Below are 13,665 nucleotides of genomic sequence, written 5' to 3' on the forward strand. Positions count from 1 at the left end.
GCGTGTGAACGCCGAAGGATGCTCGTGGCCAAGGAAAAACCGCTGACCATCGTCATTGCTGCTGACACTTATCCGCCAGACGTCAACGGTGCAGCGATGTTTTGCTACCGGTTGGCTACTGCGATGCATGCACGCGGCCACCGGGTGCATGTGCTGGCGGCCCGTGGAGATAAGGGCAAGACCTACACCGAGATCCGTGATGAAGCAATTGTGCATCGTCTGGAATCGCATTCGGTACCTACCCACGAGTACTTCCGCATCGTGTTCCCGTGGGAAGTCAATCGGCAGATCAGCAAGCTGCTCTCGGATATCAAGCCCGATGTAGTCCACGCCCAGAGCCACTATATGATTGGCCAGCGCACGATCGGATGGGCTCGCAAGAACAAGGTTCGTTCCATCGCCACGAACCACTTCATGCCGGAAAACCTCGACCCCTTCCTGCCCTTCCCGCAGTGGTTCAAGCGAATTGTCGCGCAGAATTCGTGGAGAGACATGGGGAAGATCTTTGGGCGGGCAGACGCCGTCACGACCCCGACTCCACTGGCGGCCAAGGCAATGCGTGAGCGTGCCAAACTGAACCGGGTGCTTCCGCTGTCTAACGGGATCGAGATCGGCAACTACGAGCTGGCGGCAGGGGAAGAAATCATTAAAAACGAGTTCCCCACGATCTTGTTCGCAGGCCGTCTTGCCGTTGAGAAGAACATCAATGAACTCATCGAGGCATTGCCTTTAATGAGCCAGGTGCCGGATGCCATCATTGAAATTGTTGGCGGGGGAGAGCAACGCGCTCACTTGGAGAAGATCGCCGACGAATTGCAGCTGCGAGACCGTGTCCGTTTCCTTGGGCATGTAAGTGATGAACAACTGCGCCAGGCCTACCTGCGTTGCGATGTGTTCTGCCAACCAGGCACGGCCGAACTGCAGTCATTGGTAACCCTGGAAGCACTCTCGGCTTCCAAACCCGTCGTTCTGGCCAACGCGATGGCCCTGCCGCACCTGGTAGACGAAGGCATCAATGGTTACATGTTCACGCCGGGAGACCGGCAGGATCTGGCCAACAAGCTAGACCAGGTTCTTGCCTTGGATGGGCAGCGCCGTGCCAAGATGGGTGAAGCCGGGCACGAAAAGGTGAAGAACCACGCGCAGGAAAAGACAATGAACTCCTTCGAAGCCCTTTACCGCGGCCACGAAGTTTCCACCCATTAATAGGTTCATCGTCATCGGGTGCGTCAAGTCGGTGTTTCGGCTAGTGATGCCCTAGAATATTTCGAGTGTGGTTACGCCGCTTCGGCGATGGGCCCATGTGGGGAGTTAGCTCAGTTGGTTAGAGCAGGGGACTCATAATCCCTTGGTCATGGGTTCAAGTCCCATACTCCCTACCAAACAAGATCGTCCAGCAGCTTATGCAAAAAAGCTGCTGGACGATTTTTCGTTCCGGGGTCTGGAAACTGGAAGAAGCCAGTTCCCGGCCCATTGCGCGGTGCCAACTTGCAACTCTCAGGGCAGTCCAAGGAACAGGCCACGCGGCTGCGCGGCATGGAGCTCTCGCCAGGGGCAAGAACACGCAGAGGATCCGGTCTGCAAGACCCGCGACAGTAACCGTGGCTCTTCTTGGTGCACCCCTGGGAGCCTTCACGGTCATTCGTGCAGCGGCAAGAGTATTGATGGACGCATGTCGCGGATCAGCAACACCGGGTCAATGTATTCTCCTTCGAGCCGCACGCCCCAGTGAATGCATCGGCCCGAGCAGTGCGCCCCGGTTGCTACCTGTCCCACCTTCTCGCCAGCCTCGACCCAATCGCCCACCGAGACTCCGGCGGCTACCGGTTCGATGCTGGTCTTGAATTCGGAACCGTGGTCGATGACCAGCACGGGTCGATCCACGATCACTGAAGCGAAGGCGACTTGGCCGCGCTGGGGCGCGAAGACCGAGTCTCCGGAGCTGGCAGCCAAATCCACGCCGCGATGACCGGGAAGCCAATTCTCCTCCGGCTTATCGAAGGGCTCCAGAATTTCCGGTTCGCCAGCTAGCGGCCAACGCCAGCCGTTGCCGGCGGCGAGTGCAGCTTGTGCTTGGACTGGTTGTGGCGCCGCAGTCAGGGGCGAGGCCGGAGGACCACTGAAGGCCAGCAGCAAAACCTGCAGCCCGGCGACTAGATACTTGGATTTCATCCTCTCAGGATGGACCCAATAGCCGGATCTTGAGCAGTTGGAAGAGCGAATTGTGGGCAAGCGAATGGGCTGCAGATCACCGATATCGCCGTGTAAAGCGTTGAGTTCTCTGTAGTACACTTGAAACAGCAGTGTCCTGTCACAGGTGTGTCCAAAACTGGGTGCGTCGGGCAGGGGATTGACTTCGCGTATGAGTATCCACAGCTTCATGAGCTGTGGCCTGAGGTTCCAGTGGTCCGAGAGAATCGGTGGACCGAAGGCGAGATGCCAAGCATCTATCGGTATTCATGCCAGGGCGGATATCCACAATGGCTATCTGCATCAACCCGAACAAACAAGAGCAGTTACCGCGGGCGCATGCGCGCCCGGTCCGCCACTGCTGAAAGGAGTTGCGACATGCCAGTCGTAACCATGCGAGAGCTGCTTGACAGCGGCGTCCACTTCGGCCACCAGACCCGTCGCTGGAACCCAAAGATGAAGCGCTTCATTTTCACCGAGCGCAACGGCATCTACATCATCGACCTGCAGCAGTCGCTGTCGTTCATCGACCGCGCTTACGAGTTCGTCAAGCAGACCGTTGCCCACGGCGGCACCGTACTGTTCGTCGGTACCAAGAAGCAGGCTCAGGAATCGATCGCCGAGCAGGCTAACCGCGTTGGCCAGCCATACGTGAACCAGCGTTGGCTCGGCGGTATGCTGACCAACTTCCAGACCGTCTCCAAGCGCGTTCAGCGCATGAAGGAACTGGAAGAGATCAACTTCGAGGACGTTGCTGGCTCCGGTCACACCAAGAAGGAACTGCTGCTGCTGAAGCGCGAGCTGACCAAGCTGCAGAACAACCTCGGTGGTATCCGTAACCTGACCCGCACCCCTTCCGCTATCTGGATCGTTGACACCAAGAAGGAACACTTGGCTATCGACGAAGCACAGAAGCTGGGCATCCCAGTTGTGGCCATCCTGGACACCAACTGCGATCCGGACGAAGTTACCTACCCAATCCCAGGCAACGACGACGCAATCCGCTCCGTCAACCTGCTGACCCGCGTTGTTGCTGACGCTGTGGCCGAAGGCCTCATCGCCAAGAACAACAAGGCTGCCGGCAAGACCGAGGGTGCTGCTGAGCCAATGGCTGAGTGGGAGCGCGAGCTGCTTGAGGGCGAGAAGGCCAAGGCCGAAGCTCCAGCTGCAGAAGCTGCAACTGAAGCACCAGCTGCAGACGATGCAACTGAGGCACCAGAAGCCAAGTAGTCACCTCGGTGACTCCAGAAGTTTGCCTGGGCGCACTAGCGTGTAGCTCGGGGTGAACTTCACCAAGTCTTGTGGGACGGGCCGGAAATCCGACCCGTCCCATAAGCAAAATAAACTTGAAACTCCTAGCTGAATGGGATTGCACGTGGCAAACTACACCGCTGCTGATATCAAGGCACTGCGCGAGCGCACTGGCGCCGGCATGATGGACGTTAAGAAGGCACTGGACGAGGCTAACGGCGACGCCGAGAAGGCCATCGAGATCATCCGCGTCAAGGGCCTGAAGGGCGCTACCAAGCGCGAAGGCCGTTCGACCGCTGAAGGCCTGGTTGCTGCCAAGGTTGAAGGCAACGTCGGCGTCATGATCGAGATCAACTGCGAGACCGACTTCGTTGCCAAGAACGAGAAGTTCATCGCACTGGCCAACAAGGTCCTGGATGCCGCTGTGGCTTCCGGTGCTGCAGATGCAGAAGCACTGCTGGCTTACGAGCTGGACGGCAAGACCGTTGGCGACATCGTTATCGAAGAGGGCGCAATCCTCGGCGAGAAGGTTGTTGTACGCCGTGTTGCACGCATCGAGGGTGCCAAGGTTGCTTCGTACCTGCACAAGACCAGCAAGGACCTGCCAGCTCAGGTTGGCGTTCTGATGGCTGTTGACGCTGACAGCGAAGCTGCCGCAACCGTCGCACACGACGTTGCTGTCCACACCGCTGCAATGGCTCCTACCTTCCTGTCCCGCGAGGAGGTTCCAGCTGACAAGGTTGCCGACGAGCGCCGCATCGCAGACGAAACCGCTCGCGCGGAGGGCAAGCCAGAAGCTGCACTCACCAAGATCGTTGAAGGCCGCCTGACCGGTTTCTTCAAGGAAATCGTCTTGGTTGACCAGGCTTTCGCCAAGGACGCAAAGAAGTCCGTAGGCAAGGTCTTCGAAGAAGCTGGCACCAAGCCAGTTGCCTTCGCACGCTTCCGCGTTGGTGCCTAAGCTTTTACAGCTCTAAGCATTAGCCGTACGCATTAAGCGAACCGCGTTCAGGGCAACCTGAGTGCACAAGATCAAAGGGAGGTGAGCACCGAGAGAAAACTCGGTGACTCGCCTCCCTTTTCTTGAGCCCGGATCTCACGATAGCTTGGGATCTGGGAAGTAGTACCCCCAGCTTGATTCCGACCTCCAGGAGTAAGACACCTCATGCCAAGCACCCCAGAAACCAAACGACGCCGCGTACTGCTCAAGCTCTCCGGTGAAGTATTCGGCGGCGGCAAGATCGGCGTTGACCCGGATACCGTTCGCGGCATCGCCAAGCAGATCGCTGAAACCGTAGGCGAAGTAGAGGTCGCAATCGTGGTTGGCGGCGGCAATTTCTTCCGCGGCGCAGAACTCTCGGCCTCCGGCATGGACCGCTCGCGCGCAGACTACATGGGCATGCTTGGCACCGTCATGAACTGCCTGGCACTGCAGGACTTCCTGGAACAATGCGGCGTCGAAACCCGCGTCCAGTCGGCCATCGCCATGGCCCAGGTCGCAGAAAACTACATCCCACGCCGTGCCATCCGCCACATGGAAAAGGACCGCGTTGTCATCTTCGGCGCTGGCGCAGGCCTGCCGTACTTCTCCACCGACACCGTGGCCGCGCAGCGTGCCCTGGAAGTCGATGCTGACGAAGTTCTGATGGCCAAGTCGGGCGTCGATGGCGTGTACACCGCGGATCCGAAGAAGGATCCGACCGCCAAGAAGCTGGAGACCTTGACCTACAGCGACGCGCTGGTCAACGACATCCGCGTAATGGACCAGACCGCCATGACCATGTGCCAGGACAACAAGCTCAATATGCTGGTCTTCGGCATGGAAGGCGAAGGAAACGTGGCCGCGGCAATTCGCGGCGAGCGGATTGGCACCACCGTCACCGTCTAATCGGTGATCGTGGCTTAGGATTGAAGTAGATTTAATTTCCCGTAGCGGAAACACAGATGAAGTACTTGAGGAGTACCGGTGATTGACGAAACGCTGGCGGAAACCGCCGAAAAGATGGAACGCACCATTGAGGCCGCCAAGGAGGACTTCGCGACGATCCGTACCGGTCGCGCCCACCCAGGCATGTACTCAAAGGTCATGGTGGACTACTACGGTTCCCCGACCCCACTGCAGCAGTTGGCTTCCTTCGCAGTGCCAGAAGCACGCACCATCACCATCACCCCATTCGATGTGACCGCTATGCGCGCAATCGAAAAGGCTCTGGGCGATCCAGAAGTTGGGGCAAACCCATCTTCGGACGGAAAGATGATCCGCGTTGTCCTTCCAGTGCTGACCGAAGAACGCCGCAAGGAATACGTCAAGCTGGCCAAGGCCAAGGGTGAGGACGCCCGCGTTGCGCTGCGTAACCACCGCCGCAAGGCCAAGGACTCCATCGACAAGTTGGTCAAGGATGGCGAAATTGGCGAGGACGAGGGCACCCGTGCAGAAAAGGACCTCGACGCGCTGACCAAGAAGCACGTTGACGCAGTTGACGAGATCTTGAAGAAAAAAGAAGCAGAGCTGCTGGAAGTCTAATGCCAGGCTCGACAGACAACACTGAGGGCAACGCTTCGGCGGTGCCCTCAGTGGCATCCGGAGAATCCCAGCCCCTGACCCGACGTGAAGCTCGTGCCCAGCGCGAGGCTGCCGCCAAGGGGAAAAAACGCGGTTTCATGAAGAACCGCGCGGCTAGGGAAACTCCAGAACCTGCCACTGGAATCCAAGAACCGGTCACGACTGAACCGGCCAATCCGGTAGCTGCTCCAATGGCCACGCCAGCACCGGCACCAGCCGTGGAGCAAGTTGCCGGCACCGATGGCGTTTTGCCGACCCCTCAGCCAGGGGCTGGCGCGAACCCGGCAGCCGAGGCTTCCCCAGGTAAGGATGCAGCCGCTACGGCTGATACCGGGCAAGCGAAAGAGCGTGCCAAGGCAGCCTTCAAGGCTGATACGTCCAAGTCGGTGGCGGCTCCGGGGCCGGTAGCTGCCCAGCAGGCCGGACCAGCCGAGGAACCGGCTGAGCCCGTAGAATCGGCGGAACCCGGCAAAGCCAAGATCTTAGCGGCCCCAGCTGCCCAGGGTGGTATGCCAGCGAAGGGCGAAGCGACCAAACAGGACGCCGAATCAGCGGCGCAGAATCCAGCGCCTGCCGAGGGCAAGGTGCCTGCTCCACCGGTTTCCGACTCCACGGACCTGGCCGAGACCGGCCAGCCCGACGCGGCAGAAGCAGACATCCCTGCCGAGCTGTTGATAGGAACCCCGGAGCCGAAGAAATCGCGCGCCGGACGCAACCTGCCCGCGGCAATCGGCGTAGGCTTGCTGATGCTCGGCGTCGTCCTCGTTGGCCTGATGTGGTCGCAGCCATTGTTGGTCATCGCGCTGATTGCCCTCAGCGGCATTGGCTGCTGGGAAGTTGCGAGAGCTACTACTCACGCCAAGACCGCGGTGCCTCAATTGCCGTTGTACCTGTCCTCGGTCTTGCTGCCGGTCAGTGCCATTTGGGGCGGGGTGGAAGCCCTTGGCTTCAGCTACATTGCCTGTATCCTCATCGCTCTGCTCTTCCGGCTCATGGAAGGACTCAAGGGTGCTGTGGCCTCGGTGATGAGCAGCGTGTTCATCATCAGCTGGGTGCCGCTGCTGCTTTCCTTCGCCCTGCTGATTCTTGATTCCGAGAATGGCCAATGGCTCATTGCCACGCTTTTGCTGCTCGCGGTCGCCAACGACACCTTCGGCTACATCGTGGGTGTGCTAATAGGCAAGCATCCGATGGCGCCAAAGATTTCTCCGAAAAAGTCCTGGGAGGGCTTCGCCGGATCAATGATTGGTTCGATGGCTATTGGTGCTTGCGCAATGCACTTCTGGCTGGAAATGCCATGGTGGACGGGCGTCATCTTGGCGTTCTTCACCACCATTGCCGCGACCACTGGCGACTTCGCGGAATCCATGGTCAAACGTGAACTCGGCATCAAGGACATGAGCAACTTGCTGCCGGGCCATGGCGGAATCATGGATCGCTTGGACTCGATATTGTTTGTCATTCCTCTGGGCTACGTGATTTCGCATGTGTTGGCCTGGAGCGTCGAAGTCTTCTGACCGGTCCCGCCAGCGGGTGTGATCCTCTACTGGAATGCACTGGCTGGTGTGGCCATTAAGCCAACTATTGGCCCAAGCCAATAGAATATGAGGGGTATCGCCTTACCGGGGTACCCAACTGATATCTCTCTAGAGAAAAAGGAACTGTCGTGTCGCAGCAGCAAGATGCTCCGTTTTCCCGCGTACCGGACTCGGAATTCGGCTACAACGCAAAGCAAGTTGATGCATTCCTGAGCCGTGCCCGCGCCACCTTCAACGGTGGAGGAAACGACGACAGTGTGGTCACCAGCCACCTGATCCGCCGCACCACTTTTGCGCCGCAGAAGGGCGGGTACCAGGCCCGCGAAGTCGATGGTGCGCTGGACCGCTTGGAAGATGTCTTTGCCAAGCGCGAGCGCGACGACTTGATTGCCCATCAGGGCGAGGAGGTCTGGCTGCAGCAGGTAGGCCGCCTGGCCGCGATCCTGCGTGGCCGCCTGCACCGTGCCAAGGGTGAGCGTTTCCGTCGCCCGTCGCGTTCCAACGCGTCGAGCTACAACATCGAAGATGTCGATCGCCTATGCGATCAGCTCATCGACTATTTCGAGAACGACGTGCCCATGGCCGTTGACACCGTACGCCGCGTGGAATTCCGCTCTTCGCAGGGAACCGATGGCTACGAGGAATCGCAGGTCGATGCATTCCTTGACCGCGTGGTCGAGCTGATGGCTTCGATCGACTAGCAGCTGTCTCCAGCGCAAACGCATTGCCGCGCAGGGCAGTGGGAAATTCTTCCCGCTGCCCTGCGCGGCTTTTTGCATTCTTGGCGACGCGCTGGCCGATAAGGCTAGGGCCGGGTCTGTTCATAGTGGGCCAACCAGTTTCGCAGCATTTCTTCGAGCACAGGACGATCAGCGGGGGCCAGCTGGTCCACGAGGCGCTTTTCGTTGCGCATGTGGGCGGTAAACGCTTCATCGATTTTCTTCTTGCCGCTAGCCGTCAAGGAGATGCGGCGCCCACGCCTGTCATCACCGGATAGCGCACGGGTGACCCAGCCGTTGCTGACCAGCTTGTCGAGCCGCTTGGTCATGGCTCCGGTAGTCACCATCGTCTGCTGTGCCAGCTCGCCGGGGGCCAGGGAATGGGGTTCTCCTGCCCGCCGCAAGGCCGCGAGCACATCGAATTCAGCTTCGGTCAGCCCATGCTCTGCATAAACCGTGCAGAGCTCCTCGGTCAGGTAATTAGCCAAGCGATGCAGCCGGCCGATGATTCCCTGGGGCGCTGGGTCGAGATCCGGCCGTTGTTCTGCCCACTGCTGTTGAATGCGCGATACGTGGTCGTTTTGCTCCATGCCTTTATTATATCTTCCAAGGAAGCTAAAGTATCTTCCATGGAAGATACTTTGAATTCGGCGGGGCACCGGCTTCGAACGCTGGGCTGGGTAGCACTGACCGCGATAGCCCCGATCGCGTGGGGCTCCAATTACTATGTCACCAAGGAATTTCTTCCCGACGGCTCAGCGCTCTGGGGTGCGGCGATCCGCGCATTGCCGGCGGGCTTGGTGTTGCTGGGGCTAGCCAGGAAACTCCCGCAGGGCAGCTGGTGGTGGAAATCCGCGGTTCTGGGCGTGCTGAATATCGGTGCCTTCTTTGCCCTGATCTACGTGGTGGCGCAACTTTTGCCATCGGGTGTCGCTGCTACGACCATGGCGATTTCTGCCGGTGTGCTCATGCTGTTCGCATGGCTATTGCTCGGTGAACGTCCTGCACGTTGGCCTTTGGTTGGGGCCCTCTTGGGCTTCGTCGGCGTGGGCATCATGGTATTCGATGCACAGGCCGGCATCGATATCCTGGGGATCGTCTTGTCGCTGGTAGCAATGGTCCTATCCAGTGCCGGGTTCATCTTGACCAAACGATGGTCTGAAGGGATGCCGATTATCCGTGTCACCGCGTGGCAGCTGGTGGCCGGAGGGGCAGTACTGGTCCCCTGCGCGCTGTTCGTGCATGGAGCACCCCCTGCGCTTGACCTGCAGGCGATGGCGGGCTTCGGCTATGTCAGCCTCATTGCCACCGCGGCTGCCTATCTTGCCTGGTTCACCGGGCTGCGCCATCTCCCTGCATCGTCAGTTGGCCTCATTGGCCTGCTCAATCCAGTGACAGGGGTCCTGCTGGGAACATTGCTGGCAGCGGAAAGCCTCGGCCTCCAAAGCCTGATCGGGATGGGCTTGGTTCTCGGCGGAGTCCTTCTGGGGCTGGCCAAGGGATCCCGGCGCAGATCAGCTTCGGCACGCGAAGCATCTGGCCGCGACGCGCCTGCCGGAGAATCCGTGGAGACTGGCTAGAACTTCGCCCGCCAGTCCGGGACATGGAGCAACGCCATGACGCGTTCAACGTTGGCGGGCACGCTCCGCTTGGTGCTGCGCGATACGAAGATCATCACCATGAAGGCCAAGGGAACGCTCCACGCCGCAGGCTGGCGCAAGAGGTGGATCCAGATCTCATCTTCCTGGGGCAGGAAGGCGCCGGTCATCAAGGCCAGCCCGCAGGAGATGCCGCCAGCCAGCAGTCCGGCAACAGCACCTCGAGCGGTCAGTGAACGCCACCAAATGCCCAAGAGCAGCAGCGGGCAGATGGTGGATGCAGTGAAGGCGAAGACGTTTCCAATGGCGCCCGCCAAGGCCAATGAATTGGTCACCACCGCGACCAGGACGGGCAGGGCGGTGGCCAGCACGGTAGAGATCCTGAAGCCCCGCACGGTACCCGAGAAGAATTCCTGGGACAGCGCACCAGCCAGGGATACCACCAAACCGGAGGTGGTGGAGAGGAAAGCTGCGAATGCGCCACCGACGACAATTGCGGTCAAGGCGTCGCCCAGGAATCCGTCGAAGAGGCGCCCGGGCAAGAGCAGGATGGTGGCATCGGTTTCATTGGTGGCACCGAGCTCCGGGGTGTAGAGCAAGCCCAGCACGCCCAAAGTCGTCGGCAAGAGGTAGAACGCGGAGAGCAGGCACAGCACAATCACCGTGGTGGTACGCGCAGCCTGGCCTGTGGGGTTCGTGTAGAAGCGCACCAGCACATGCGGCAGCCCCAGGGTGCCGAAGAGCAATGCCAAGATGATGGATACCGTCTCGTAGAGGTTCATCGCGTTCACGGACTCCAGCTGCGCATACAGGGCCTGGGCATGCCCGGATGCCGAATGCTCGGGGATGGCCCGCCCCAGCAGGAAAATCGTGGGAATAACCAAGGCCGCCAGCTTGAACCAGTACTGGAAGGCCTGGACGAAGGTCACCGAGCGCATCCCGCCGGACAGCACCGTCACGCAGACAACCGCGGCAACAATGACCGGACCGGCCCAACTCGGGAATCCGGTAGCGATGGATAGGGTCAGGGCTGCTCCGTGCATTTGCGGAACGATATAGAGCCAGCAGATCACCACCACCAGATAGGTGGTGATTTTCCGCAGCATCGGCGAGCCTTCGAAACGGATCTGCGCGAAATCGGGAATTGTGTATGCCCGGGAACGTCGCAGGGGAGCGGCAACAAACAGGAGCAGCATCAAGTAGCCTGCGGTGTAGCCGATGGGGAACCACAAACCTGATTGCCCAGAGAGCACAATCAGTCCGGCAACGCCCAGGAACGAAGCCGCCGACAGGTATTCGCCGCCAATAGCAGAGGCATTCCACCACGGGCGTACGGTGCGTGAAGCTACGTAGAAGTCGGAAGTCGTGCGGGACAGGCGCAGGCCGTGGAAGGCGATCAGCATGGTCGTGAGGCAAACGATCACCAAGGAGGAAACGGACAGCAAGCTAGCCACGGCTGATGCTCCGATACCGTTCTTCATTGCGTCCCGCGGCCCTGTTGTAGAGCATTCCGGCCACGATGATCAGTGGATACATGCCGATGCCCAAAACCCACCATGGCAGGGGCAGGCCCAGCAGATGGATGTCCTCGAAGACCGGCCAAAAGACGAGCAATGCACTGATGCCTACCAGCATCGCCAGCAGGCCCGCCGCCACGGCACAGGCCAGCCGCAGCTGGGAGCGGATCAGCTGGCGAACATAGAATTCTTCTGCTGTGTGCTCGGGACGGTCGGGGGAGACAGTCAAGGATGCATCCTGCGGAGCCTGGACACGCACGCGTTTTGGACGCTGCTCAGCGAAACGTCCGGGCATGAGGGGCTCTCGCCGGCTGTTGTCTTGGGGAAGTTGCTCCACGGAAGGCCAGCAGCTTCCTACAGCGGGCGGACGCGGTTGGCAGCCAAGCGTTCCCGCAGGTATGGCAACGCGCGACGAGAAATCGGAAGTTCGGTGCTGTTGACCAGCACAGCGGCCTTGCCGGTCTGCAAGCGAACGGTTTCGATCTTATCCATGCACACCAGGTAGGAACGGTGGATCCGAACGAAACCGGACTCGCCCCACTGCTGTTCCAGATCGTTGAGCGGAACCCGGATGAGATAGCTCGAATCCTTGGTGTGCAGCCGGGCGTAGTCTCCCTGGGCTTGAACGTAGGCGATATCCGCCCGAGGGATCAGCTTGGTGATGCCTCCCTGGTCCACCGTGATCATTTCCGGCTTGGCAGGGGTCTCCTCGACCAGCTCGCAGATGCGGCGAACGGATTCGGCCAGGCGCTGCGGGCGAATGGGCTTGAGCACGTAGTCGATGGCGGCCAACTCGAATGCTTGCAGCGCTTGATCTTCATCGGCGGTGACAAAAACAATCAGTGGGGGATTGGTGAAGCGGGAGATGACGCGGGCAATATCCAAGCCTGACAAAGCCGGCATGTGGATGTCGAGGAAAAGTGCGTCGACAGTATTTTCCTCCAGCGCCTTCAGCGCCGCGGCACCAGAGGTGGCGCGGTGAATTTTCCCGATGCGGGAATCCTGGCTGAGCAGAAAAGCGATTTCTTCTACCGCTGGAAGTTCATCATCGGCGACCACCACGTTAATCATGCGAAAATTCTACCGTTTATTGGATTTTTCTATGCATCGGAAGTGATCGTGTTGGGCGGACGGAACTTCGGGACACGCAAAGTGATCAGCGTTCCGGCCCCCGGCGCGGTCTCCACCACCAGTCCATTGGAATTGCCGTAGAGCTGGCGCATGCGCAGGTCGACGTTGCGCAGGCCTACGTGCATATTCGGGGTATCGCCAGCTAGCACACTGGACAGCTGCTCGGGATCCATGCCCATGCCGTCATCTTCCACGCTGATGACTGCGTGCATTCCGTCTTCGGTGGCCGTGATGGAGATGACTCCGCCATCTGGCCGGGCTTCGAGTCCATGGCGTACCGCATTTTCAACCAGCGGCTGCAAGGCCAGGAAGGGAATTTGCGTGGGCAGCACCTCGGGAGCGATCTGCAAGGAGACCTTGATGCGCTCACCGAAACGGGCCTTTTCCAGCAACAGGTAGCGGTCAATGGCTTCCAGTTCCTCGGCCAGGGTGGTGAATTCACCGCGGCGGCGGAAAGAGTACCGGGTGAAGTCGGCGAATTCTATGACCAGCTCACGGGCTCGAGCGGGATCAGTATTGATGAACGAGGCGATCGCATTCAGCGAGTTGTAGATGAAGTGCGGGGAGATCTGAGCGCGCAAGGCACGCATCTGCGCTTCGAGCAGCATGGCCTTGGATTCATCGAGCTGGGCGGTGGAAACTTGCGCGGATACAAAGACCGCTACCTCGGAAACTGCCCGAACGAAGCTGGCGCCGGCCCTGCGTGATAGCGCGGTCACCGTTCCCACGCTTTGATCTCCTACGGTGATCGGCGCGGACACGAAGTCCATGCCGGAGGAACGTTCTACCTGGGTTTTGCCGGTTGCCAGCGCGCTTTTGGAAACCTTGGAGGCTGCTTCTTCGAGTTCCGCGGTGAAATCGGCCCCTGCATCGGTGGCCAGCACATGGGTGGTGTCGCTGATCAGCAATACCTGGCAGTTCAAGAGCCTGCGCAGCGCCTTGGCGCTTTTGGCCGCCCCGTCCTCAGTCAGGCCGCGCTCCAAATGGGGAACCGCAACGGACATGTGGTGCAACGTCTTGTAGGTGGCTTCCTCGACGTCGGTCCCCATTTCCTTGGTGGAGCGGGAAATCCTGAAACCGATGTAGCCGACAAGAGCGATTTCGACCATCGCAATGGCGACGATCAGGGTGACTTGCAGCGCTGGAGACATGTATCCC

General features: G+C 59.8%; 14 protein-coding genes and 1 tRNA gene. 9 read left to right on the forward strand and 6 right to left on the reverse strand.

Features of this window, described 5'->3' with window-relative positions:
• Positions 1 to 18: 18 nt before the first annotated feature.
• Positions 19 to 1,206: a glycosyltransferase gene (locus tag ACIOTN_RS14220; protein WP_105657237.1), complete on the forward strand. Its 1,188-nt coding sequence runs from the start codon at positions 19 to 21 to the stop codon at positions 1,204 to 1,206.
• 99 nt (positions 1,207 to 1,305) lie between these two features.
• Positions 1,306 to 1,382: transfer RNA gene (locus tag ACIOTN_RS14225), tRNA-Ile, on the forward strand.
• A gap of 256 nt (positions 1,383 to 1,638) precedes the next feature.
• Here the strand turns inward: ACIOTN_RS14225 and ACIOTN_RS14230 are convergent.
• Positions 1,639 to 2,172: a M23 family metallopeptidase gene (locus ACIOTN_RS14230; RefSeq protein WP_402735547.1), complete on the reverse strand. Its 534-nt coding sequence runs from the start codon at positions 2,170 to 2,172 to the stop codon at positions 1,639 to 1,641.
• 396 nt (positions 2,173 to 2,568) lie between these two features.
• Between ACIOTN_RS14230 and rpsB the strand changes: the two genes are divergently transcribed.
• The 6 genes from rpsB (at position 2,569) to ACIOTN_RS14260 (ending at position 8,243) form a co-directional block, all read left to right on the forward strand.
• Positions 2,569 to 3,420, forward strand: coding sequence for a 30S ribosomal protein S2 (gene rpsB, locus ACIOTN_RS14235; RefSeq protein ID WP_105661810.1), 852 nt, complete (start codon positions 2,569 to 2,571; stop codon positions 3,418 to 3,420).
• Between the two features lie 145 nt (positions 3,421 to 3,565).
• Positions 3,566 to 4,402, forward strand: coding sequence for a translation elongation factor Ts (tsf, locus tag ACIOTN_RS14240; protein ID WP_105657303.1), 837 nt, complete (start codon positions 3,566 to 3,568; stop codon positions 4,400 to 4,402).
• 204 nt (positions 4,403 to 4,606) lie between these two features.
• Positions 4,607 to 5,329, forward strand: coding sequence for a UMP kinase (pyrH, locus tag ACIOTN_RS14245; RefSeq protein WP_105657240.1), 723 nt, complete (start codon positions 4,607 to 4,609; stop codon positions 5,327 to 5,329).
• Between the two features lie 78 nt (positions 5,330 to 5,407).
• Positions 5,408 to 5,965 (forward strand): ribosome recycling factor, encoded by a 558-nt coding sequence (gene frr, locus ACIOTN_RS14250; RefSeq protein ID WP_105657241.1) that lies wholly within the window; start codon positions 5,408 to 5,410, stop codon positions 5,963 to 5,965.
• Positions 5,965 to 7,521 (forward strand): phosphatidate cytidylyltransferase, encoded by a 1,557-nt coding sequence (locus ACIOTN_RS14255; protein WP_332486626.1) that lies wholly within the window; start codon positions 5,965 to 5,967, stop codon positions 7,519 to 7,521. The genes frr and ACIOTN_RS14255 overlap by 1 nt, the downstream gene beginning before the upstream one ends.
• 149 nt (positions 7,522 to 7,670) lie before the next feature.
• Positions 7,671 to 8,243: a DivIVA domain-containing protein gene (locus tag ACIOTN_RS14260; protein ID WP_105657242.1), complete on the forward strand. Its 573-nt coding sequence runs from the start codon at positions 7,671 to 7,673 to the stop codon at positions 8,241 to 8,243.
• A 104-nt stretch (positions 8,244 to 8,347) separates the two neighbouring features.
• Here the strand turns inward: ACIOTN_RS14260 and ACIOTN_RS14265 are convergent, their stop codons facing one another.
• Entirely contained in the window at positions 8,348 to 8,851 is a 504-nt protein-coding gene (locus ACIOTN_RS14265; RefSeq protein WP_105661811.1) for a MarR family winged helix-turn-helix transcriptional regulator, read from the reverse strand.
• Positions 8,852 to 8,890: 39 nt separating this feature from the next.
• On the opposite strand from ACIOTN_RS14265, the gene ACIOTN_RS14270 reads away from it, so the two are divergent.
• The gene (locus ACIOTN_RS14270; RefSeq protein ID WP_402735548.1) at positions 8,891 to 9,841 is read left to right on the forward strand and encodes a DMT family transporter; all 951 of its coding nucleotides are present in this window, start codon (positions 8,891 to 8,893) and stop codon (positions 9,839 to 9,841) included.
• Here ACIOTN_RS14270 and ACIOTN_RS14275 read toward each other — a convergent pair.
• From ACIOTN_RS14275 to ACIOTN_RS14290, 4 genes are all read right to left on the reverse strand, one after another.
• Positions 9,838 to 11,313 (reverse strand): cation acetate symporter, encoded by a 1,476-nt coding sequence (locus tag ACIOTN_RS14275; protein WP_388023966.1) that lies wholly within the window; start codon positions 11,311 to 11,313, stop codon positions 9,838 to 9,840. The two genes, ACIOTN_RS14270 and ACIOTN_RS14275, sit on opposite strands and share 4 nt — an antisense overlap.
• Positions 11,306 to 11,605 (reverse strand): hypothetical protein, encoded by a 300-nt coding sequence (locus tag ACIOTN_RS14280; RefSeq protein WP_286172046.1) that lies wholly within the window; start codon positions 11,603 to 11,605, stop codon positions 11,306 to 11,308. Before ACIOTN_RS14280 ends, ACIOTN_RS14275 begins: the two co-directional genes overlap by 8 nt.
• Positions 11,606 to 11,730: 125 nt before the next feature.
• Positions 11,731 to 12,447, reverse strand: coding sequence for a LytTR family DNA-binding domain-containing protein (locus ACIOTN_RS14285; RefSeq protein ID WP_105657247.1), 717 nt, complete (start codon positions 12,445 to 12,447; stop codon positions 11,731 to 11,733).
• A gap of 29 nt (positions 12,448 to 12,476) precedes the next feature.
• Entirely contained in the window at positions 12,477 to 13,658 is a 1,182-nt protein-coding gene (locus tag ACIOTN_RS14290; protein ID WP_402735549.1) for a sensor histidine kinase, read from the reverse strand.
• Positions 13,659 to 13,665 lie beyond the last annotated feature (7 nt).

This window comes from Glutamicibacter sp. NPDC087661 (assembly GCF_044743275.1).
Classification (GTDB): Bacteria; Actinomycetota; Actinomycetes; order Actinomycetales; family Micrococcaceae; genus Glutamicibacter.

Coding starts and splice junctions, on each gene's coding strand:
- ACIOTN_RS14220 (WP_105657237.1), top strand. CDS start 19: ATGCTCGTGGCCAAGGAAAAACCGCTGACCATCGTCATTGCTGCTGAC.
- ACIOTN_RS14230 (WP_402735547.1), bottom strand. CDS start 2,172: ATGAAATCCAAGTATCTAGTCGCCGGGCTGCAGGTTTTGCTGCTGGCC.
- rpsB (WP_105661810.1), top strand. CDS start 2,569: ATGCCAGTCGTAACCATGCGAGAGCTGCTTGACAGCGGCGTCCACTTC.
- pyrH (WP_105657240.1), top strand. CDS start 4,607: ATGCCAAGCACCCCAGAAACCAAACGACGCCGCGTACTGCTCAAGCTC.
- ACIOTN_RS14255 (WP_332486626.1), top strand. CDS start 5,965: ATGCCAGGCTCGACAGACAACACTGAGGGCAACGCTTCGGCGGTGCCC.
- ACIOTN_RS14265 (WP_105661811.1), bottom strand. CDS start 8,851: ATGGAGCAAAACGACCACGTATCGCGCATTCAACAGCAGTGGGCAGAA.
- ACIOTN_RS14270 (WP_402735548.1), top strand. CDS start 8,891: ATGGAAGATACTTTGAATTCGGCGGGGCACCGGCTTCGAACGCTGGGC.
- ACIOTN_RS14285 (WP_105657247.1), bottom strand. CDS start 12,447: ATGATTAACGTGGTGGTCGCCGATGATGAACTTCCAGCGGTAGAAGAA.
- ACIOTN_RS14290 (WP_402735549.1), bottom strand. CDS start 13,658: ATGTCTCCAGCGCTGCAAGTCACCCTGATCGTCGCCATTGCGATGGTC.